The 20,127-nt window shown below is 71.6% G+C and carries 17 protein-coding genes; 3 read left to right on the top strand and 14 right to left on the bottom strand.

Annotated elements, in window-relative coordinates; genetic code table 11:
- Positions 1-6: 6 nt before the first annotated feature.
- Positions 7-444: a DUF948 domain-containing protein gene (locus tag ACZ6K0_RS24435; protein WP_376410272.1), complete on the bottom strand. Its 438-nt coding sequence runs from the start codon at positions 442-444 to the stop codon at positions 7-9.
- 167 nt (positions 445-611) lie between these two features.
- Here ACZ6K0_RS24435 and ACZ6K0_RS24440 point away from each other — a divergent pair, with 167 nt between their 5' ends.
- The gene (locus ACZ6K0_RS24440) at positions 612-2,924 is read left to right on the top strand and encodes an ATP-binding protein (protein WP_469235594.1); all 2,313 of its coding nucleotides are present in this window, start codon (positions 612-614) and stop codon (positions 2,922-2,924) included.
- 71 nt (positions 2,925-2,995) lie between these two features.
- On the opposite strand, the gene rpsD is transcribed toward ACZ6K0_RS24440, so the two are convergent.
- The 5 genes from rpsD to ACZ6K0_RS24465 form a co-directional block, all read right to left on the bottom strand.
- Positions 2,996-3,610 carry a 30S ribosomal protein S4 gene (rpsD, locus tag ACZ6K0_RS24445; RefSeq protein ID WP_024758279.1) on the bottom strand — a complete coding sequence of 205 codons (615 nt, stop codon included), beginning with the start codon at positions 3,608-3,610 and terminating at the stop codon, positions 2,996-2,998.
- Between the two features lie 427 nt (positions 3,611-4,037).
- Positions 4,038-5,393, bottom strand: coding sequence for a replication-associated recombination protein A (locus ACZ6K0_RS24450; protein ID WP_469235612.1), 1,356 nt, complete (start codon positions 5,391-5,393; stop codon positions 4,038-4,040).
- Between the two features lie 42 nt (positions 5,394-5,435).
- Positions 5,436-6,062, bottom strand: a complete 627-nt coding sequence (locus ACZ6K0_RS24455) for a vitamin K epoxide reductase family protein (RefSeq protein WP_469235596.1) — start codon at positions 6,060-6,062, stop codon at positions 5,436-5,438.
- A gap of 174 nt (positions 6,063-6,236) precedes the next feature.
- Positions 6,237-7,499: a histidine--tRNA ligase gene (hisS, locus tag ACZ6K0_RS24460; RefSeq protein ID WP_376410263.1), complete on the bottom strand. Its 1,263-nt coding sequence runs from the start codon at positions 7,497-7,499 to the stop codon at positions 6,237-6,239.
- An 11-nt stretch (positions 7,500-7,510) separates the two neighbouring features.
- Positions 7,511-8,218, bottom strand: coding sequence for an MBL fold metallo-hydrolase (locus tag ACZ6K0_RS24465; protein ID WP_356677684.1), 708 nt, complete (start codon positions 8,216-8,218; stop codon positions 7,511-7,513).
- A gap of 162 nt (positions 8,219-8,380) precedes the next feature.
- Here ACZ6K0_RS24465 and ACZ6K0_RS24470 point away from each other — a divergent pair, with 162 nt between their 5' ends.
- Complete coding sequence (locus ACZ6K0_RS24470; protein WP_469235598.1) at positions 8,381-9,175, top strand: peptidylprolyl isomerase; 795 nt, start codon at positions 8,381-8,383, stop codon at positions 9,173-9,175.
- 201 nt (positions 9,176-9,376) lie between these two features.
- A complete protein-coding gene (locus ACZ6K0_RS24475) occupies positions 9,377-10,606 on the top strand; it encodes a DUF349 domain-containing protein (protein WP_469235600.1) in 1,230 nt (409 codons plus the stop codon).
- Positions 10,607-10,675: 69 nt separating this feature from the next.
- On the opposite strand, the gene ACZ6K0_RS24480 is transcribed toward ACZ6K0_RS24475, so the two are convergent.
- The 8 genes from ACZ6K0_RS24480 to ruvC form a co-directional block, all read right to left on the bottom strand.
- Positions 10,676-13,183: a RelA/SpoT family protein gene (locus tag ACZ6K0_RS24480; protein ID WP_469235602.1), complete on the bottom strand. Its 2,508-nt coding sequence runs from the start codon at positions 13,181-13,183 to the stop codon at positions 10,676-10,678.
- 219 nt (positions 13,184-13,402) lie between these two features.
- Positions 13,403-13,954, bottom strand: coding sequence for an adenine phosphoribosyltransferase (locus ACZ6K0_RS24485; protein WP_376410250.1), 552 nt, complete (start codon positions 13,952-13,954; stop codon positions 13,403-13,405).
- Positions 13,951-15,018 (bottom strand): protein translocase subunit SecF, encoded by a 1,068-nt coding sequence (gene secF, locus ACZ6K0_RS24490; RefSeq protein ID WP_376410247.1) that lies wholly within the window; start codon positions 15,016-15,018, stop codon positions 13,951-13,953. The genes ACZ6K0_RS24485 and secF overlap by 4 nt, the downstream gene beginning before the upstream one ends.
- 1 nt (position 15,019) lies before the next feature.
- Complete coding sequence (gene secD / locus ACZ6K0_RS24495; RefSeq protein WP_469235605.1) at positions 15,020-16,789, bottom strand: protein translocase subunit SecD; 1,770 nt, start codon at positions 16,787-16,789, stop codon at positions 15,020-15,022.
- Between the two features lie 144 nt (positions 16,790-16,933).
- On the bottom strand, positions 16,934-17,434 hold the full coding sequence (yajC, locus tag ACZ6K0_RS24500) for a preprotein translocase subunit YajC (protein ID WP_376410241.1): 501 nt from the start codon (positions 17,432-17,434) through the stop codon (positions 16,934-16,936).
- Positions 17,435-17,599: 165 nt separating this feature from the next.
- Positions 17,600-18,688 (bottom strand): Holliday junction branch migration DNA helicase RuvB, encoded by a 1,089-nt coding sequence (ruvB, locus tag ACZ6K0_RS24505; RefSeq protein WP_376410238.1) that lies wholly within the window; start codon positions 18,686-18,688, stop codon positions 17,600-17,602.
- Between the two features lie 66 nt (positions 18,689-18,754).
- On the bottom strand, positions 18,755-19,387 hold the full coding sequence (ruvA, locus tag ACZ6K0_RS24510) for a Holliday junction branch migration protein RuvA (protein WP_376410235.1): 633 nt from the start codon (positions 19,385-19,387) through the stop codon (positions 18,755-18,757).
- On the bottom strand, positions 19,384-19,947 hold the full coding sequence (ruvC, locus tag ACZ6K0_RS24515; protein WP_376410232.1) for a crossover junction endodeoxyribonuclease RuvC: 564 nt from the start codon (positions 19,945-19,947) through the stop codon (positions 19,384-19,386). Before ruvC ends, ruvA begins: the two co-directional genes overlap by 4 nt.
- Positions 19,948-20,127: the final 180 nt, after the last annotated feature.

Below are 20,127 nucleotides of genomic sequence, written 5' to 3' on the forward strand. Positions count from 1 at the left end.
GGTGGTTCAGCCCTTCTGCTTCCGGCGCCGTGCGGACGGCACCGTACGGCCGACGATCACAGTACGTCGCGCGGTGGCCCGGGGCACGTCCTCGGCGTCCCGGCCGCGGCCGAGCGCCTTGCGCACGCCGTAGCCGAACGCGGCCACCTTGACGAGCGGGCCGCCGAAGGTGGAGGCGACGGTGGAGGAGAGCGCGGACGCGTTGGAGGTGACCTCCTGGACGTCCGAGGCGATGGCGTCGACCCGGTCGAGCTGGGTCTGCGCGGAGCGCACGGTCGCGGAGGCGTCGGCGAGCAGGGGAACGGCCTGTTCGGTCACGTCCGCCACCAGCTTGGTGGTCGCCCTGAGCGTCTGCGCCAGCCTCACCAGCACCACGGCGAGGAAGGAGACCAGGATCGCCCAGAAGACGGCCACCAGGATCCCGGCAACCTCTCCACCGGTCACTCTGCACCGCTCTCTGCTGTCGTTCGCCCTTGGGGCCCTTGCCAAAAGTAGTCACCCGACCCTATCGCGCCCGGGCTGTCCCGCCGTACCGCATTACCGCTCGTGGGAAGGGAGTTACGGAATCCCGATTGTACGGAGCGCGCGCGGGTGAGTACGCTCCGTGTCCCATGCGACGGAGCAATCTCCCGGCGGAGCCGAATCGGTTCGTCGGACGGGCCGCCGAGCAGGCCGAACTGGCGCGACTCCTGGAGGAGTCGCGCCTCGTGACGGTCGTCGGGGTGGGCGGGGTCGGCAAGACGAGGCTCGCGCTGCGGACGGCCGCCGGTGCGCAGAAACGCTCCGGCGACGAGGTGCGGCTCGCCGAGCTCGCGCCGCTGCGCGACCCGGATCTGGTGGACCACGCCCTGGTCGAGGCGCTGGGGCTGACCGACCACACGCTCCGGGGCCCGCGCGAGGTGCTGATCGACCATCTCGCGGAGCGGCGCTTCCTGCTGGTGCTGGACGGTTTCGAGCACCTGGTGGAGAGCTGCGCGCCGCTGGTACGGGAGCTGCTCGCGCGCGCCCCCGGGCTCACCGTGCTCGCGGTGGGCCGCCGCCCGCTGCGGATCGCGGGCGAGGCCGTGTTCCGGCTGGCGCCGATGGGCGAGGCGGACGCGGTGACGCTGCTCGCCGAACGGGCGGCGGAGGCGGGCGCTCCGGTCCTCCGCACGCAAGGCTCCCCCCTACGCGACTCCTCCGTACGCGACTCCCCCGGACGCGGCTCCTCCGTGCACGACGCCTCCGTGACCGACGCCCCGGCACACGACGTCCCCGTGAACGAATCCGTGGACGAGTCCGTGGACGAGTCCGTGGACGAGTCCGTGGACGAGTCCGTGGACGAGTCCGTGCGCGAGCTCTGCCGGCGGCTGGACGGCATCCCGCTCGCCCTCGAACTGGCGGCCGGCCGGCTGCCCCTCCTCTCCGTCGACCAGATGCTGTGCCGTCTCGACGACCGCTTCCGGCTGCTCTCGCTCGGCGAGCGCGGGGCGCTCCCCCGGCATCAGACCCTGCGCACGGCGATCGGCTGGAGCCACGAGCTGTGCACGCCGGAGGAGCGGCTGCTGTGGGCGCGGCTCTCCGTCTTCGCCGGCCCGTTCGACCTGGAGGCGGTGGAGTACGTGTGCGGCGGCCCCGAGCTGCCGCCGGACCGGATCCTGGACCTGCTCGGGGGGCTGCTCGCGCAGTCGCTGGTGGTGCGGGAGGACACACCCGCCGGTCCGGGCTACCGGATCCTGGACACGGTCGCCGCGTACGGGGCGGAGTGGCTGGCCGCGCTCGGCGACGCGGAGCGGCTGCGCCGGAGGCACCGCGACTGGTACATGGGGCTCGCGACCTGGTGCGAGCTGGAGTGGTTCAGCCCGCGTCAGGCGGAGGTCGCGGCCCGGACGGACGCGGCGCTGCCGAACCTCCGGGCGGCTCTCGACCTGTGTCTCGACATCCCGGAGGACGCGCATCTCGCCCAGCACCTGGCGGGCACGCTCTGGTTCGCCTGGGTGGGCTGCGGGCGCCTCTCGGAGGGCCGGCACTGGCTGGAGCGGGCGCTCGCGCTGGAGTCCGGGCACGAGGAGGCCCGGCTGAAGGCGCTGTGGGTGCTCGGCTACGTGACGATCCTCCAGGGGGACGGTACGGCGGCGGTGGCGGCGCTCCACGAGTGCGGGGAGCAGGCCCGGACCTCCCGGAACGCGCTGGCGGAGGCGTACGCGACGCACCGGATGGGCTGTCTGGCGCTGCTCTCGGACGACATCCCGCGGGCGGAGGAGCTGATCGGGCGGGCCCTGGAGTCGTACCGGGAACTCGGCGAGCTGAACAGCAACGTGCTGATGGGGCAGGTCGAGCTGGCGATGGCGCGGGCCTTCGGGGGCGACCTGGAGGGGGCGGTCGCGATCTGCCGCGAGGTGCGGGAGGTCTGCGAGGAGCGCGGGGAGCGCTGGACCCGGGCGTACGCGCTCTACGTGCTGGCGTTCTCGGCGTGGACCCGGGGCGCGTACGAGGAGGCGCGGGAGCTGCTCGCCGAGTGCGTGACGATCAACCACGCCTTCCGCGACCTGGTCGGGCTCGTCCTGGGGATCGAGCTGCTCGCGCTGGTGACGGTGAGCGAGGGCGATCCGGTGGAGGCGGCGGTGCTGCAGGGCGCGACGGTGCCGGTCTGGGACACGGTGGGGATCCGGCTCTTCGGCTCGACCTCGTTCAACGGGCCCCGGACGCTGTGCGAGCAGCAGGCGGGCGCGGCGCTGGGGTCGGAGGCGTACGCCTCGGCCTTCCGTGAGGGGCGGGGCCTCTCCTTGGACGCGGCGGTGGAGCGGGCGCTCGCGAAGCGTCGGGATCCGGCCGTCGGCGGTCCGGTGGGAACGGCCGGGCACGCGGCCCCGCGCCCGTTCCGTACGGCCAGGTCGGCGACGGTCCCGGGGAACGCGAAAGCCCGCCGCCTCCCCCACCGGTAAGGGCGGGGAGGCGGCGGGCTGTACACCGCGGGGGTGGTACTACATCCCCCGACTGTCGCCGGGGGCCCGGATCAGCGGGCGTAGTACTCGACGACCAGCTGCTCGTCGCAGATGACCGGGATTTCCTTGCGGTTCGGGTCGCGGTCGAGGCGGAAGGCCAGGGCCTTCAGGTTGACCTGCAGGTAGCGCGGGGTCTCACCGTCGGCGGCGAAGCCACCCTCACGGGCGACCTCGAACAGCGGCTTGGTGCGGCTGCGCTCGCGGACCATCACGACGTCGTCGGGACGGACGCGGAACGACGGCTTGTCGACCTTGCCACCGTTGACCTGGATGTGGCCGTGGACGACCATCTGGCGGGCCTGGTAGATGGTGCGGGCGATGCCCGAACGCAGGACCAGGGCGTCGAGGCGACGCTCGAGCTCGACGACCAGCGCCTCGCCCGTCTTGCCTTCGGCCTTCTTGGCGCGGTCGTAGGCACGCGCCATCTGGCGCTCGCTGATGTCGTACTGGGCGCGCAGACGCTGCTTCTCGAGCAGACGGACCTTGTAGTCCGAGTTCTGCTTGCGGCCACGGCCGTGCTCGCCCGGCGGGTAGGGGCGGGCCTCGAAGTACTTGACAGCCTTCGGGGTCAGCGCGATACCGAGCGCACGCGACTTCTTGACCTTGGGACGGGACTGGTTCGGCATGAACCAACCTCTCTACTTTGTACGAAACGGCTTCACCAGGGTTAGGGGAGGTCGCATCCGCAGCCGGGAAACCCGCCGGGTCCGTACGGGACGGACCTGTCGGGCAGCCGCTCCCAGGTCTGGGCACATACGTGCAGCACGCGAACGACCCACCGCCGCTCCCGGGAACCGGGTGATGGTGGGTTGCCCGCGACACCTTCGAAGGTGCGCGACGCTCCTGGAAACCCCGCCCGAGGGCAGGGTCTCCGGCTGACTGTCCCGCTCTGGTGGTGCCGACCGGAGCCGGGCACGGGACGCAGCAATCCGGACCAGTGTACCGGGTCCGCGGGGTGCCCTCGCCCGGGGGCCTCCGGACCTCGGCGGCAGGTGTCCAGGAGCTCCCGGACGGCCTTCTTCTCGGGCGGGGACACGGTCAGGCCGTGGTCCGTCAGCCGCCCTCGCCCTTCAGCCGGGCCCGGACCCGCTCCGCCACGTCCGCGTAGCGTGCCTCCGCGCCGTGGCGCGTGGGCTCGTAGTACCGGCGGCCGTGGATCGTGTCCGGCGCGTACTGCTGGGCCGCGATGCCGCCCGGCACGTCGTGCGGGTAGACGTACCCCTGGGCGTGGCCGAGCTTGGCGGCGCCCTTGTAGTGGCCGTCGCGCAGGTGCGGCGGGACGGATCCGGCGAGGCCGTTCCGCACGTCCGCGAGGGCGGCGGAGATCGCCGTCGTCGCCGTGTTCGACTTCGGGGCCAGAGCGAGGGCGATCGTGGCGTGGCTCAGGGTGAGCGCGGCCTCGGGGAAGCCGATCATGGCGACGGCCTGCGCGGCGGCGACGGCGATCGGCAGCGCGTTCGGATCGGCGAGGCCGATGTCCTCGCTCGCCGAGATCATGAGCCTTCGCGCGATGAAGCGCGGGTCCTCCCCCGCCTCGATCATCCGCGCCAGGTAGTGCAGGGCCGCGTCCACGTCCGAGCCGCGGATCGACTTGATGAGCGCGCTGGCCACGTCGTAGTGCTGGTCGCCGTCCTTGTCGTACTTCACGGCCGCGCGGTCGACGGTCTCCTCGACCGTCTGGAGCGTGATCTCCGGCTCCCCCTTGGCGAGGGCGGCGCCGGCGGCCGCCTCCAGGGCGGTCAGGGCGCGCCGGGCGTCGCCGCCGGCGACCCGGAGGAGGTGGGCCTCGGCGTCCTCCGGCAGGGTCACGGCCCCGCCGAGCCCGCGCTCGTCGGTGAGCGCGCGGGCGAGGAGGCCGCGGAGGTCGTCGTCGGTGAGCGGCTCCAGGGTGAGGAGCAGCGAGCGGGAGAGGAGCGGGGAGATCACCGAGAAGTAGGGGTTCTCCGTGGTGGCGGCGATCAGCGTCACCCAGCGGTTCTCCACGGCAGGAAGCAGCGAGTCCTGTTGGGCCTTGGAGAAGCGGTGGATCTCGTCGAGGAAGAGGACGGTCTCCTTGCCGTAGCCGCCGACCGCGCGCCGGGCGCCGTCGATGACGGCCCGGACCTCCTTGACGCCCGCGGTGATCGCGGACAGCTCCACGAACCGCTTGTCGGTCGCCTTCGAGACGACGTACGCGAGGGTGGTCTTGCCGATGCCGGGCGGGCCCCAGAGGATCACCGAGGAGGCGCCGGCGGGGCCGCCGTCGCCGTCCCCGACGAGCCGGCGCAGCGGCGAGCCGGGCTTCAGCAGGTGCTGCTGGCCCACCACCTCGTCGAGGGTGCGGGGGCGCATCCGGACGGCCAGCGGGCTGCTGGACGGGTCCTTCTCCTGGCGGTCTTCGGCGGCTGCGGTAAAGAGGTCGGGCTCCACAGTCATGAAGCCTAGGTCACGCCACCGACAGCGCGGTCGCCGTCAGCTGGTCCAGAAGTCCCACCAGCGGGTCAGGATCAGCATCCCGATGATCCCGATGTGCAGGACGGGGAGGAGCCAGGTGAACTCGTCGAAGAAGGTCTTCAAGCCGTTGGGGGCGGGGATGACGCCGCGCCGGACGTTGTGCGAGGTCACGTACCAGAACATGACGATGGTGGCGACCCAGGCCAGGCAGCACCACAGGCAGAGCGAGTTGATCTCGTACAGCGACTGGTACATGAGCCAGGTGCAGAAGCCGACGCCGAAGAGCGTGCCGGCGTTGAGGCCGAGCCAGTACCAGCGGCGGTAGCGGGCGCCGGCGAGCAGGCCCACGCCGATCGCGATGACCATGGCGTACGTGACGAGGCCGAGCATCGGGTTGGGGAAGCCGAAGACCGCGGCCTGCTCGCTCTTCATGATGTTGCCGCAGGACACGATCGGGTTGAGGCTGCAGCCCGGCGTGAAGTTCGGGTCCTCGAGAAGCTTGATCTTGTCGATCGTGATGATCCAGGAGGCGAGCAGTCCGGCCGCTCCGGTGATCACGAGCAGCCAGGAGAAGGCCCGGCTCGCCCCGATCGTGCCGCCGCCGTCCCGGCCGGACGCGACCTCGTCCACCGCTGCCTTCGCCATGTCACCTGTTCCCTCGCTCGCGGGCCTTGTGGGCACGGTCATTCTGCCGTACGGGTCCCCGTGTCCACCGTTCGGTGGGCATAAGCACGTGGACGCGAGGATCCCGGGGACGCCGGGACGCGGAGGGGCCCGGCCCGCTTCACGCGGTCCGGGCCCCTCCGTCCGTACGGTCCGTCAGGCCAGCTTGGCGCGTACCGCGTCCAGCAGGGCGTCCACGGCGACGGCCTGCTGCTCGCCGGACTCCATGTCCTTGAGCTGGACGACGCCCTCGGCGAGGTCGCGCTCGCCGGCGACGACGGCGAGGCGGGCGCCGGAGCGGTTGGCGTCCTTCATGGCGCCCTTGAGGCCCTTGCCGCCGAAGGAGAAGTCCGCGGCGATGCCCTCCCTGCGCAGCTCGGTGACCTTGCCGAAGAGGACGCGGCGCGCCTCGTCGCCGAGGGCCACCGCGAAGACGCTGGTGGCGCCGGGGATGTCGAGCACGACGCCCTCCGCCTCCAGGGCGAGGACCGTGCGGTCGACGCCGAGCGCCCAGCCCACGGACGGCAGCGCGGGGCCGCCGATCATCTCGGAGAGGCCGTCGTAGCGGCCGCCGCCGCCGACCGCCGACTGCGAGCCGAGACCGTCGTGGACGAACTCGAAGGTGGTGCGGGTGTAGTAGTCGAGGCCGCGCACCAGCTTGGCGTCGTCCTCGAAGACCACGCCCGCCGCGGTGATCAGGGCGCGCACCTCCTCGTGGTACGCCTTGCACGCGTCGCACAGGTAGTCGCGCAGGAGCGGCGCGCCGACCAGCTGCTTCTGCACGGACTCGCGCTTGTCGTCGAGGACGCGCAGCGGGTTGATCTCGGCGCGGCGCAGGGTCTCCTCGTCGAGGTCGAGGCCGCGCAGGAAGCTCTGGAGGGCCTCCCGGTAGACGGGACGGCACTCCTTGTCGCCGAGCGAGTTCAGCAGGATGCGGAAGTTCCGCAGGCCGAGCGTGCGGTACGCCTGGTCGGCGAGGATGATCAGCTCGGCGTCGAGCGCCGGGTCCTCGGCGCCGATCGCCTCGGCGCCGACCTGCGAGAAGTGGCGGTAGCGGCCCGCCTGGGCGCGCTCGTAGCGGTAGTACGAGCCGGAGTACCAGAGCTTGACCGGCAGGTTGCCGAGCTTGTGCAGGTTGCCCTGGAGCGCCGCGCGCAGGACGGACGCGGTGCCCTCCGGCCGGAGGGCCAGCTCGTCGCCGCCCTTGGTCGTGAGGGTGTACATCTCCTTGCTCACGATGTCGGTGGACTCGCCGACACCGCGGGAGAACAGCTTCACGTCCTCGAAACCGGGGGTCTCGACGTAGCCGTAGCCGGAGTTCCGCAGCGGGGTGGAGATCGCCTCGCGCACCGCGAGGAACGTCGCGGAGCGGGGCGGCAGCAGGTCGTAGGTGCCCTTGGGGGCCTTGAAGGTGCTCACGTGGATCTTCGTCACATTCCTCGTCGGGGAGCCTTCGTGCTCCCGAGGCCGGAGGCCACGTCCCGCAGATAGGGGTTCGTGGCGCGCTCCTGGCCGATGGTCGTCTGGGGACCGTGTCCCGAAAGCACCACGGTCGAGTTGTCGAGGGGCAGGCACACGCGGGCCAGCGATTCGAGCATCTCGTCCATGTCACCGCCGGGCAGGTCGGTGCGTCCGATGGAGCCGGCGAAGAGCAGATCCCCCGAGAAGAACACGGACGGAACGTCCGCGCTCTGGGGCATCCGGAAGGTCACCGACCCCTTGGTATGACCGGGCGCGTGGGCGACGGAGAAGTCCAGCCCGGCGAGCTTCAGCTCGGCGCCGTCGGTGAGCTCCCGCACGTCGTCGGGCTCCCCCACGGTCAGCTCGCCCATGAGGGGCATCCCGATGGAGCGGCCGAGGGCCTTCTCCGGGTCGCTCATCATGTAGCGGTCGGACGGGTGGATCCACGCGGGGACGTCATGGGCGCCGCACACCGGGACCACGGAGGCGACGTGGTCGATGTGTCCATGCGTGAGGACGACGGCGACGGGCTTGAGCCGATGCTTCTTCAGCGTCTCCTCGACTCCCTGGGCGGCCTGGTGGCCCGGGTCGATGATCACGCACTCCTCGCCTGCGGCGGGGGCGACCAGATAGCAATTGGTCCCCCAGGCCCCGGCGGGGAACCCGGCAATCAGCACGTTCGTCCTTAGATGTCGTCCGGCACAGGGCGCGGAAATCCCGGGAATGACAGGATTCGGCAGATCAGAGCCTACCGGCGCTGCCGGTTCCACAGCCAACCCGTATACGGTACGGGCACATCCGGCCAGGACAGGAACAGACGAGCGACAGGAGCGGACCCGGTGGTCACGAGCGATCAGCGGCGGCGGCAGCTTGCCAGGGAGAAGTACGCGCGGCAGCAGCAGCGGCGGGAGGAGAACCGGCGCAAGGCGAAGCGGCGCAACACCGTCATCGCGGCCGCACTGGCGGTGGTGCTGGCCGCCGGCGGTGCCGTGTACGCCTCCGTGGCGCTGACCGACGACTCGAAGAAGGGCTCGGACGCGGCGGCGGGCGACTCGCCCGCCACGCCGACGCCCTCGCAGAGCGAGTCGGCATCGCCCGAGCCGAAGATGGCCGTGGACGCCAAGGGCACGTACACGATGTCCCTCAAGACCAACGAGGGCGACATCGCGATCGCCATGGACGCGGCGAAGACCCCGCACACGGTGAACTCCTTCCACCACCTCGCGGCGAAGAAGTACTTCGACGGGAGCAAGTGCCACCGCCTCACCACCGGGGGCATCTTCGTGCTCCAGTGCGGCGACCCGACGGGTGAGGGGACCGGCGGCCCGGGCTACAACATTCCGGACGAGAACCTGACCGCCCTCGGCAAGGCCGGCGCGGACGGCAAGGTGACCTACCCGGCCGGCACCGTCGCCATGGCCAACACCGGGCAGCCGGGCACGGGCGGTTCGCAGTTCTTCCTCGTCTACAAGGACAGCAAGCTGCCGCCGCAGTACACCCCGTTCGGGACGATGGACGCGACCGGTCTCAAGGCGGTCCAGGCCGTGGCCGCGGCCGGTGGCGTCGGCGGTGCCGCGGACGGCGCCCCGAAGAAGCCCGTCACCATCGAGAAGGCCACCGTCACGAAGAAGTGAGCCGGGCGTCCGCACACCTGCGTGACCGTTGAATTTCGGTCGCGCTGAGTGCGGACAGCCGGGCCGCGGTTCGCCTAGATTGGCGTTGTGCAGCGTGGGCCTTCGGCCGCGCGCTGCGGAAGGCGGGCGAGGCCCGCCGGGAAACTGTGGACGATGCCCGGGGGGTACCACCCCACGACGGCATCATGGTGAGGAGGCGCTGTGAGCAGCGACCCGTGGGGCCGCGTCGACGAGACGGGCACCGTGTACGTGCGGACGGCCGAGGGTGAGAAGGTCGTCGGATCGTGGCAGGCCGGCACCCCTGAGGAGGCCCTGGCCTACTTCGAGCGCAAGTACGAGGGCTTGGTGGTCGAGATCGGCCTCCTCGAGAAGCGTGTGAGGACCACCGACCTCTCGGCGAAGGACGCCACCGCCGCGATCGAGCACATCCGCCAGCAGATCGACGAGCACCACGCCGTCGGCGACCTGGCCGCGCTCGGCGCCCGGCTGGACAAGCTCGTCGCGTCGGTCGACTCGCGCCGCGAGGAGCGCAAGGCCCAGAAGGCCAAGCAGACCGACGAGGCGCGCACCGCCAAGGAGGCGCTGGTCACCGAGGCCGAGGAGCTGGCCCAGAGCGAGCAGTGGCGCTCCGCTGGTGAGCGGCTCCGGGCGCTGGTGGACACCTGGAAGGGTCTCCCCCGGCTGGACCGCAAGTCCGACGACGAGCTGTGGCACCGCTTCTCGCACGCCCGCTCGGCGTTCTCGAAGCGCCGCAAGGCCCACTTCGCCTCGCTGGACGCCCAGCGCGAGGACGCGCGCAAGGCCAAGGAGCGCCTGGTCGCCGAGGCGGAGTCGCTGTCGAGCTCCACCGACTGGGGCAACACGGCGGCCCGCTACCGCGACCTGATGACGGAGTGGAAGGCGGCCGGCCGCGCCCAGCGCGAGCACGAGGACGACCTGTGGAACCGCTTCCGCGGCGCCCAGGACGTCTTCTTCGCGGCGCGCGGCGAGGTCTTCGCCGAGCGGGACGCGGAGCAGACCGAGAACCTCAAGCTGAAGGAGGAGCTCGCGACCGAGGCCGAGAAGCTGCTGCCGGTGACGGATCTGAAGGCGGCGCGTGCGGCCTTCCGCTCCCTCAACGAGCGCTGGGAGGCCATCGGCCACGTGCCGCGTGACGCCCGCCCGAAGGTCGAGGGCCGGATGCACACGGTGGAGCGGGCGCTCCAGGAGTCCGAGGAGGCCGAGTGGCGCCGGACGAACCCGGAGGCACGCGCGCGTGCCGCGGGTCTGACCGGTCAGCTCCAGGACGCCGTCGAGAAGCTGCGCAAGCAGATCGACGCGGCCCGCGCCGCCGGCAACGACGCCAAGGCCGACAAGCTCGCCCGCGAGCTGGAAGGCCGTCAGGCCCTGCTCGACCAGGCCATGAAGGGCCTGGAGGAGTTCGGCGGCTGACACGGAAGCCGTGACCGTACGAGGAAGGCCCCCCGGCAGCGAGCCGGGGGGCCTTCCTCGTGTCCGTCGCTACGGCCTGCGGGCCGAGGTCACGCGGTAGACGTCGTAGACGCCCTCCACGCCCCGGACGGCCTTCAGGACGTGGCCCAGGTGCTTCGGGTCGCCCATCTCGAAGGTGAAGCGCGAGGTGGCCACCCGGTCACGGGAGGTCTGGACGGCCGCCGAGAGGATGTTGACGTGCTGGTCCGAGAGGACCCGGGTGACGTCCGAGAGGAGCCGGGAGCGGTCCAGGGCCTCGACCTGGATGGCGACGAGGAAGACCGAGGACTGGGTGGGTGCCCACTCCACCTCGAGGATGCGCTCCGGTTCGCGGGAGAGCGACTCGACGTTCACGCAGTCGCTGCGGTGAACCGATACGCCGCTTCCGCGGGTGACGAAGCCGATGATCGGGTCGCCGGGGACGGGCGTGCAGCAGCGGGCCAGCTTCACCCAGACGTCCTCGACGCCCTTGACGACGACGCCGGGGTCGGCGCTGGAGCGGCGCTTGGAGCGGCCGCGGGTGGGCATGGTCGCCTCGTCGATGTCCTCGGTGGCCGCCTCCTCGCCGCCGAGCGCCTGGACCAGCTTCTGGACGATGGACTGGGCGGTGACGTGACCCTCGCCGATCGCCGCGTACAGCGAGGAGATGTCGCTGTAGCGCATCTCGTGGGCGAGGGTGACGAGCGAGTCGCCGGTGAGGATCCGCTGGATCGGCAGGTTCTGCTTGCGCATGGCCCGCGCGATGGCGTCCTTGCCCTGCTCGATGGCCTCGTCGCGGCGCTCCTTGGAGAACCAGGCGCGGATCTTGTTGCGGGCGCGCGGGGACTTGACGAAGCCGAGCCAGTCGCGGGAGGGCCCGGCGCCGGCGGCCTTGGAGGTGAAGACCTCGACCAGGTCGCCGTTGTCGAGGGTCGATTCGAGCGGGACGAGCCGCCCGTTGACCCGTGCTCCTATCGTGCGGTGGCCGACCTCCGTGTGGACCGCGTAGGAGAAGTCGACGGGGGTGGCGCCGGCGGGCAGCGCGATGACGTCGCCCTTGGGCGTGAAGACGAAGACCTCGTTGCGCGAGAGGTCGAAGCGGAGGGACTCCAGGAACTCGCTGGGGTCCTCGGTCTCCTTCTGCCAGTCGAGGAGCTGGCGCAGCCACGCCATGTCGTTGAGGTGGTCGTCCTTGCCGGCCTTCTTCGGCACGTCGGCACGGACCTTGGAGGCGCCCGCGACGGCCTCCTGCTTGTACTTCCAGTGCGCGGCGATGCCGTACTCGGCGCGCCGGTGCATGTCGAAGGTGCGGATCTGGAGCTCGACGGGCTTGCCGTTGGGTCCGATGACCGTCGTGTGCAGCGACTGGTACATGTTGAACTTCGGCATCGCGATGTAGTCCTTGAACCGGCCGGGGACCGGGTTCCATCGCGCGTGGACGGTGCCGAGGGCCGCGTAACAGTCGCGGACGGTGTCCACGAGGACGCGGATGCCGACCAGGTCGTAGATCTCCGCGAAGTCACGGCCGCGGACGATCATCTTCTGGTAGACGCTGTAGTAGTGCTTGGGGCGGCCGGTGACGGTCGCCTTGATGCGGGCGGCGCGCAGGTCGGCCTGGACCTCGTCGGTCACTATGGCGAGGTACTCGTCCCGCTTGGGGGCGCGCTCGGCGACGAGCCGGACGATCTCGTCGTACATCTTGGGGTAGAGGATCGCGAAGGCGAGGTCCTCCAGCTCCCACTTGATGGTGTTCATGCCCAGGCGGTGGGCCAGGGGCGCGTAGATCTCCAGCGTCTCGCGGGCCTTCTTCTCCTGCTTCTCCCGCTTGAGGTAGCGCATGGTGCGCATGTTGTGCAGGCGGTCGGCGAGCTTGATGACCAGGACGCGCGGGTCCTTGGCCATGGCGACGACCATCTTGCGGACGGTCTCGGCCTGCGCGGCTTCGCCGAACCTGACCTTGTCGAGCTTGGTGACGCCGTCGACGAGCAGGGTGACCTGGTCGCCGAAGTCGCGGCGCAGGTCCTCCAGGCCGTACTCGGTGTCCTCGACGGTGTCGTGGAGCAGCCCGGCCATCAGCGTCGCCGGGTCCATGCCGAGCTCGGCGAGGATCGTGGTGACGGCGAGCGGGTGCGTGATGTACGGGTCGCCGCTCTTGCGCTTCTGGCCGCGGTGCCAGCGCTCGGCGACCTGGTAGGCGCGCTCGATCTGGCGGAGGGTCGCGGTCTCGATCTTGGGGTCGTTGGAGCGGACGATCCGCAGCAGCGGTTCCAGGACCGGGTTGTACGGGGAGGAGCGCTGGACGCCGAGGCGGGCGAGGCGCGCGCGGACGCGGTTGGACGAGCCGCCCGAGCGGGCGGGCGCGGCCGGGGCGGGCCGGGTGGTCGAGGCCGGGGTGGGCGCCGGGGCCGGGGCGGGGGCCGGGGCGGGCGCCGGGGCGGGCGCCTCGGGCGCGGGCCCGGTCTCCGCGGGCTTGTTCTGGGGCGTGCCGGTTCCCTGCGCGGCCTTTTCGGCCTTCGGGTCGGGCTGCGCGGCGGAGAGTGACTGGGCCTCGTCTGGCAAGAGCGCTCCTCGTGCGGTTCCGGGTCCCCCGGTCAGGCCCGGAAAGGCCATGGTATCGAGCCACGACCGGCCCTGCTCACGCGCCCGGGGCGCGGGCGGCACGGGCGGTGGGGGAAGCGCGCCCATCGGTCCCCGTACGGGGACATATCGGGAAAACAGCGGGGGCGCTCCGGGGATTCCCCGGAGCGCCCCTGTGGGCCTTGCTGTCGGACCGTGCGGTCAGACCGTGATCAGCGCCGTGAGCGGGGCGCCGTTCAGGACCGGTTCCAGCCGGGCGCGGCCCGGGAGGAAGCCGAGCTCCATGAGGACGGCGACGCCCGCGACCTCGGCGCCGGCGCGGCGGACGAGCTCGATCGAGGCCTCGGCCGTGCCACCGGTGGCGAGGACGTCGTCGATGACCATGACGCGGTCGCCCGCGGCGAGGTCCTCGGCGTGCACCTCGATCTCGGCGGTGCCGTACTCCAGCTCGTAGGCCTGGCTGAGCGTGGCCCCGGGGAGCTTCCCGGCCTTGCGGACCGGGATGAAGCCCAGGCCCGCGCGGATCGCCACGGGGGCGGCCAGGATGAAGCCGCGGGCCTCCAGGCCGACGATCTTCGTCGCGCCGTGCGCGGAGCACAGCGCGGCGAGGGCGTCGGTGAGGGCCGTGAACGCGGCCGGGTCCGCGAGCAGCGGCGTGATGTCCTTGAACAGCACGCCCGGCTTCGGGTAGTCGGGGACGTCGCGGATGCGGCTGAGCAGCAGCTCGGTGACGTCCTGTGTTCCGGCGGTCATCCGCGGTGCTCCTGGGCTCCGTGCCGGCTGACGCGCGGGCCGACGACGGCGGCCTCGGACAGCTCGTCCGCGGCGTCCGGCGACTCGCCCTTGGCGGCGGCGGAGGCCCGCTTGGCCTGGATGCGCTTCTTGAGCGCCCTGATCGCCGGCTCGCGCTCCTTGAGGTCGGCGACGAGCGGGGTGGCGATGAAGATCGACGAGTACGCACCGGCGGCGAGACCCACGAACAGCGACAGCGAGATGTCGTTCAGCATGCCGGCGCCGAGGACGCCGCCACCGATGAAGAGCAGGCCGGCGACCGGCAGCAGCGCGACGACGGTGGTGTTGATCGAACGGACCAGGGTGCCGTTGATCGAGCGGTTGGCCAGCTCGCTGTAGGTGAAGCGGGTCTGCTTCGTGATGTCCTTCGTCTGTTCCTTGAGGGAGTCGAAGACGACGACCGTGTCGTACAGCGAGTAGCCGAGGATCGTCAGCAGACCGATGACCGTACCGACCGTGACCTCGAAGCCGACCAGTGAGTAGATGCCCACCGTGATCGTGAGGTCGTGGATGAGGGCGATCAGTGCCGCGACCGCCATTCTCCACTCGAAGGCGATGGCCAGATAGATCACCACGAGGATCATGAAGACCGCCAGGCCCGTCCAGGCCTTGGTGGCGATCTGTTCACCCCAGCTGGGGCCGACGATCTCCGCCGCGATCTTGTCCTCGGGGACGTTCAGGTCCTTGGCGAGCTCCGCGCGGACCTTGTCGGACTGCGCGGTGTCGAGGCCGCCGACCTGGATGCGGAGGGAGCCGTTGCCGAGCTGCTGGACGATCGCGTCGTGGCCGGAGGCCTCTTCCGCGTACTCCTGGGCCTGGCTGACGGAGACTTCCGACTTCGGGGTGGTGAAGACCGCGCCGCCCTGGAACTCGATGCCCATGTTGAGGCCGCGGACGGCCAGGGCGACGATGGCGGTGATGGTGATCAGGATGGACAGGCCATACCAGATCTTGCGGTTGCCGATGAAGTCGTAGCCGACCTCACCGCGGTGGAGCCGGGCGCCGAGATCTCCGAGCTTCGACATCTCACGCCTCCTTCGGGTCGGCGGCGGCGGGGGCAGTGGCACGGCGGGAGCGGCGCAGCGGCTGCTTGGCGCCGAGACGCTTCGGGTCGAGACCCGACCACGGGTGACCGTTGCCGAAGAACTTGGTCCTGGCGAGCAGCGTCATGACCGGCTTGGTGAAGAGGAAGACGACCACGATGTCGAGCAGGGTGGTCAGGCCGAGCGTGAACGCGAAGCCCTTGACCTTGCCGACGGTGACGATGAACAGCACGGCCGCGGCCAGGAACGACACGAAGTCGGAGACCAGGATGGTGCGGCGGGCGCGCGGCCAGGCGCGCTCGACGGCCGGGCGGAGCGTGCGGCCCTCGCGGAGCTCGTCGCGGATGCGCTCGAAGTAGACGATGAACGAGTCCGCGGTGATACCGATGGCGACGATGGCGCCGCAGACGGCCGGCAGGTTCAGCGCGAAGCCGATGGCCGGGCCGAGCAGGGCCATGAGCACGTAGGTGAGGAGCGCGGAGACGCCGAGGCTGAGGATGGCGATCATCGACAGGCCGCGGTAGTAGGCGACCAGGTAGATGACGACCAGCGCGAGACCGATGGCGCCGGCGATCAGGCCGGCCTCCAGCTGGTCGCTGCCGAGCGCGGCGGTGACGGTGTCGACGCTCTGGGTCTCGAAGGAGAGCGGCAGGGCGCCGTAGGACAGGATGTTGCCGAGGTCCTGGGCGGACTGCTGGGTGAAGTTGCCGGAGATCTGCGCGTTGGCGCTCAGCGTCGTACGGACCGACGGGGCCGACACGACCTCGCCGTCGAGGACGATCGCGAAGCGGTTCTGCGGGTCGGCCTGCTGCGACAGCTTGCCGGTGATCGACTGGAACTTCTTGGAGCCCTCGTCGGTGAACGCCATGTCGACGATCCACTGGCCGCTCTGCTGGTCGATGCCGGCGCTGGCGTCGTCGACGTCACGGCCCTCGACCTCGGCCGGGCCGAGGAGGTACTTCGCCCACACGCCCGGGTTGTCCTCGCCACAGGCGACGGTCGGCTGTTCGGGCTTGACGCCCTCGCCGGCGGCGGCGCGCTGCTTGGGGTCGAGGCAGTTCAGGGTCGCGAACTTCTGCTGGAGAGCCGCGGTGGCGGCGTCCGGCGTCGGGGTCGCCTGCGGGGTCCCGGTGGCCTTCGGCTTCGCGGAGGACGAGGAGCTCGCCGTGGGCGTCGGGCTCGGGGCCTTGAGGGCCTCGCTGACCGCGCGGCCCTGCGTGGTGGCGGTGGCCGTCGGGGTGGCCGACTTCTCACCGACGCTCGCGCCGGTGGAGGACGGCTTGGCCGAGGGAGTTCCCGAGGGGGAGCCCGAGGGGGTGGCGCTGGGCGCCGCCGGGGGTCCGCCGTCGGCGACGGTGAGAACGGGCCGGAAGTAGAGCTGGGCGGTGGTGCCGACCTGCTCGCGGGCCTGCTTCTCGTTCGTTCCCCGGGGGATGTTGACGATGATGTTCTCGCGGCCCTGGGTCTGGACCTCGGCCTCGGAGACACCCAGACCGTTGACACGGCGCTCGATGATGCCGACCGCCGTGTTCATGTTGGTCTCGTTGACCGCCGACTCCTGGCCGGGTTCGGCCTTCGCCTTGAGCGTGATCGACGTTCCGCCGGCGAGGTCGATGCCGAGGCGCGGGGTGGTGTGCCCCGACCAGAACATGCCGCCGGTGAGCGCGACCATGGCAATCAGGATGAATGCCAGGGCGCGGCCCGGACGGCTCTGTCCCCCCGCCGGCCTTCGGCCCTTCTTCGGTGCTGCCACCTGTCGTATCTCCCTGTCCAACCGTCTCGCGCCGGGTATGCGTGAGACGGCCACGAAGTGTGTGTGGGGACCTGCCCCCGCAGACGTGCAACCGTTCCGGAGACCGCGCCCGCCGGTGGGCGTACGCGGGGTCCCCGGCCGCGACTACTTCGCGTCGGTCTCGCCGTCGGCCTTGCCGTCCTTCTGCCCCTCGGTGCCGGCCTCGGCCGCGTCCGCCTTCTTCGTCAGGTCGGCCTTCGGCGCCGCGTCCTCGGACTCGACGGCCTCCGTGTCCTTCTCCGCGTCCTTGTCCGAGGCCTCGGCGGTCTCGGTGAGCGAGGAGGCGTCGTCCGGGACGACGGCGTCGGTGTCCGACTCCGGGTCGTCGCCGTGGACGATGCGGTTGTACTCGGAGTCCTCGAGGACCGCGCCGATCGAGTTCTTGGCGTAGACGGCGTGGACGCCGGGCGCGACCTCGAGGAGGACGGTCTCGTCGCCGATCTCCTTGACGGTGGCGTACATGCCCCCGATGGTCCGTACGCCGGTGCCGGGCTGCATCTCGTTGCGCATCTGCGCCGCCGCCTGCTGCTTCTTCTTGGCAGAGCGGGTCATCAGGAACATGGCCCCGATGAGGACGATGAAGGGGAGGAGGGTCACGATGCTCACGGGACGGGTTTCCTTCGCACGGTCGCGGAGAACCCGCGGCCTGATCTTCGGGGGTGGGCGCGCCGACCAGAAAGGGCGGCATCGGCGGAGTCTAGGCGAGTCCGCATCGATGGAACAACGTCCAGCATCGCACCCCGGTTCCGGTCCGGGCGAGTGTCACCACCGTCACGCCCCGAAGAGCCCCTGTTGTCCGCTTCCGGACGTCCCGGGGCCCGCTGCCTGCGGCGGAACCAGTCCGAGGTGGGTCCATGCCGCGGGAGTGGCGACCCGGCCACGGGGCGTACGGGCCAGCAGACCTTCGCGTACGAGGAAGGGTTCGGCGACCTCCTCGACGGTCTCGCGCTCCTCCCCCACGGCGACGGCGAGGGTGGACAGACCGACGGGGCCGCCGCCGAAGAGCTTGAGGAGGGCCTCCAGGACGGCGCGGTCGAGCCGGTCGAGGCCGCGGCTGTCCACCTCGTACACCCGGAGGGCGGCCTCGGCGATCTCCCGGTTGATCACTCCGTCGGCCTTGACCTGCGCGTAGTCGCGGACCCGGCGCAGCAGGCGGTTGGCGATGCGGGGGGTGCCGCGGGAGCGGCCGGCGATCTCGGCGGCGCCGGCGGGGTCGATCTCGACGTCGAGGAGTCCGGCGGAGCGGTGGATCACGCGCTGGAGCTCGCCCGGGTCGTAGAACTCCATGTGGGCGGTGAAGCCGAAGCGGTCGCGCAGCGGCGGCGGCAGGAGTCCGGCCCGGGTGGTGGCGCCGACCAGGGTGAAGGGCGGGAGTTCCAGGGGGATGGCGGTGGCGCCGGGGCCCTTGCCGACGATGACGTCGACGCGGAAGTCCTCCATCGCCATGTAGAGCATCTCCTCGGCCGGCCGGGACATCCGGTGGATCTCGTCGAGGAAGAGGATCTCGCCCTCCTGGAGGGAGGAGAGGATCGCGGCGAGGTCGCCGGCGTGCTGGATGGCGGGGCCGGAGGTGATGCGGATCGGTGCGTTCATCTCGGCCGCGATGATCATCGAGAGGGTGGTCTTGCCGAGGCCGGGGGCGCCGGAGAGCAGCACGTGGTCGGCGGTGGCGCCGCGCTGGCGGGCGGCCTTGAGAACGAGGTCGAGCTGCTGGCGGACCTTCTCCTGACCGACGAACTCGCTGAGGTCCTTGGGGCGCAGGGCGGCCTCGACGGCCTGGTCGTCCCCCTCGGCGGCGGCGTCGACGATCCGCGCCTCGGCCTCGGCTGCCTCGGCGGTGATGTCGTCGTCCCAGTTCACGGTGGATGCCTTCTCGTTCGTACGGTCGGAGGGGGAGCGACCGGCCCGCCGGGGGCCGGGGCGTGGTCAGCGGGTGCGGTTGAGGGTCTGCAGGGCGGCGCGGAGCAGCTGCGGTACGGGCGCGGTGCCGGTCTCGGCGAGGGCGGCCTCGGCCTGCGGGGTGACGGCGCTGACGGCCTCCTCGGCCTCGCGGCTCGCGTAGCCGAGCCCGATCAGCGCGGCGGACAGCTGCTCGGTCCAGGGCGCGGGCCCGGAGGCCGCGGCGCGCTGCGCGCCGACCATGCCGCTGCTGCCGAGGGGGGCGCCGAGCTTGTCCTTCAGTTCGAGGAGGAGCTTCTGCGCGCCCTTCTTGCCGATGCCGGGGACGGCGGTGAGGGCCTTCTCGTCGCCGGTGGAGACGGCGATGCGCAGCGCGTCGGGGCTGTGCACGCCGAGCATCGCCTGCGCGAGGCGGGGGCCGACGCCGCTGGCGGTCTGGAGGAGTTCGAAGACCTGCCGCTCGTCGTCGTCGGCGAAGCCGTACAGGGTGAGCGAGTCCTCGCGCACCACCAGGGAGGTGGCGAGCCGGGCCTCCTGGCCGATCCTCAGGGCGGAGAGCGTGTTCGGCGTGCACTGGACGGCCATGCCCACGCCGCCGACCTCGATCACGGCGGTGGTGGGGGCGAGCGCGGCGACCGGGCCGCTGACGAAGGCGATCATCGGGTTCGGCCTTTCACTGCGGACGCCTGCTGGGCGACCGCCTGCTGGAGACGGTTCTGGGCGACGGCCTGCTGGAGGCGGTTCTGCGCGGGGGCCCGCCAGATGTGGCAGATGGCGAGCGCGAGGGCGTCGGCGGCGTCGGCCGGCTTGGGCGGCGCGGAGAGCCGCAGGAGCCGGGTCACCATGGCCCCGACCTGGGCCTTGTCGGCCCGCCCGCTGCCGGTGACGGCGGCCTTGACCTCGCTGGGGGTGTGCAGGGCGACGGGGATGCCGCGGCGCGAGGCGCACAGCATGGCGACCGCGCTCGCCTGGGCGGTGCCCATCACCGTACGCACGTTGTGCTGGGCGAACACCCGCTCCACGGCGACCAGTTCGGGCGAGAAGCGGTCGAGCCACTCCTCGATGCCCCGCTCGATGCCGACCAGGCGCACGCCGATGTCGTCGTCGGCCGCCGTCCGGACCACGCCCACCCCGAGCATGGTCAGCGGCCGGCCGGCGACGCCCTCGACGACGCCGATGCCGCACCGGGTCAGCCCGGGGTCCACCCCGAGAACGCGCACTGTGCCCCTCCCTGGACCGCTGTCGCTCAACTGTTTGTGCAGGCTATCGGCTGCCACTGACAACGCAGCGGGGGGGGGGGGGGGGGGGGGGGGGGGGGCGCGGCGGGGGGGGGGGGGGGGGGCCCCCCCCCCCGCGGGCGCCGGGGGGGGGGGGGGGGGCCGGGGGCCCGCAGCAAACAA

It is taken from the genome of Streptomyces sp. NPDC042346 (assembly GCF_055581845.1).

Coding starts and splice junctions, on each gene's coding strand:
- ACZ6K0_RS24440 (WP_469235594.1), top strand. CDS start 612: ATGCGACGGAGCAATCTCCCGGCGGAGCCGAATCGGTTCGTCGGACGG.
- ruvA (WP_376410235.1), bottom strand. CDS start 19,387: ATGATCGCCTTCGTCAGCGGCCCGGTCGCCGCGCTCGCCCCCACCACC.
- rpsD (WP_024758279.1), bottom strand. CDS start 3,610: ATGCCGAACCAGTCCCGTCCCAAGGTCAAGAAGTCGCGTGCGCTCGGT.
- secF (WP_376410247.1), bottom strand. CDS start 15,018: ATGTCGAAGCTCGGAGATCTCGGCGCCCGGCTCCACCGCGGTGAGGTC.
- ACZ6K0_RS24485 (WP_376410250.1), bottom strand. CDS start 13,954: ATGACCGCCGGAACACAGGACGTCACCGAGCTGCTGCTCAGCCGCATC.
- ACZ6K0_RS24455 (WP_469235596.1), bottom strand. CDS start 6,062: ATGGCGAAGGCAGCGGTGGACGAGGTCGCGTCCGGCCGGGACGGCGGC.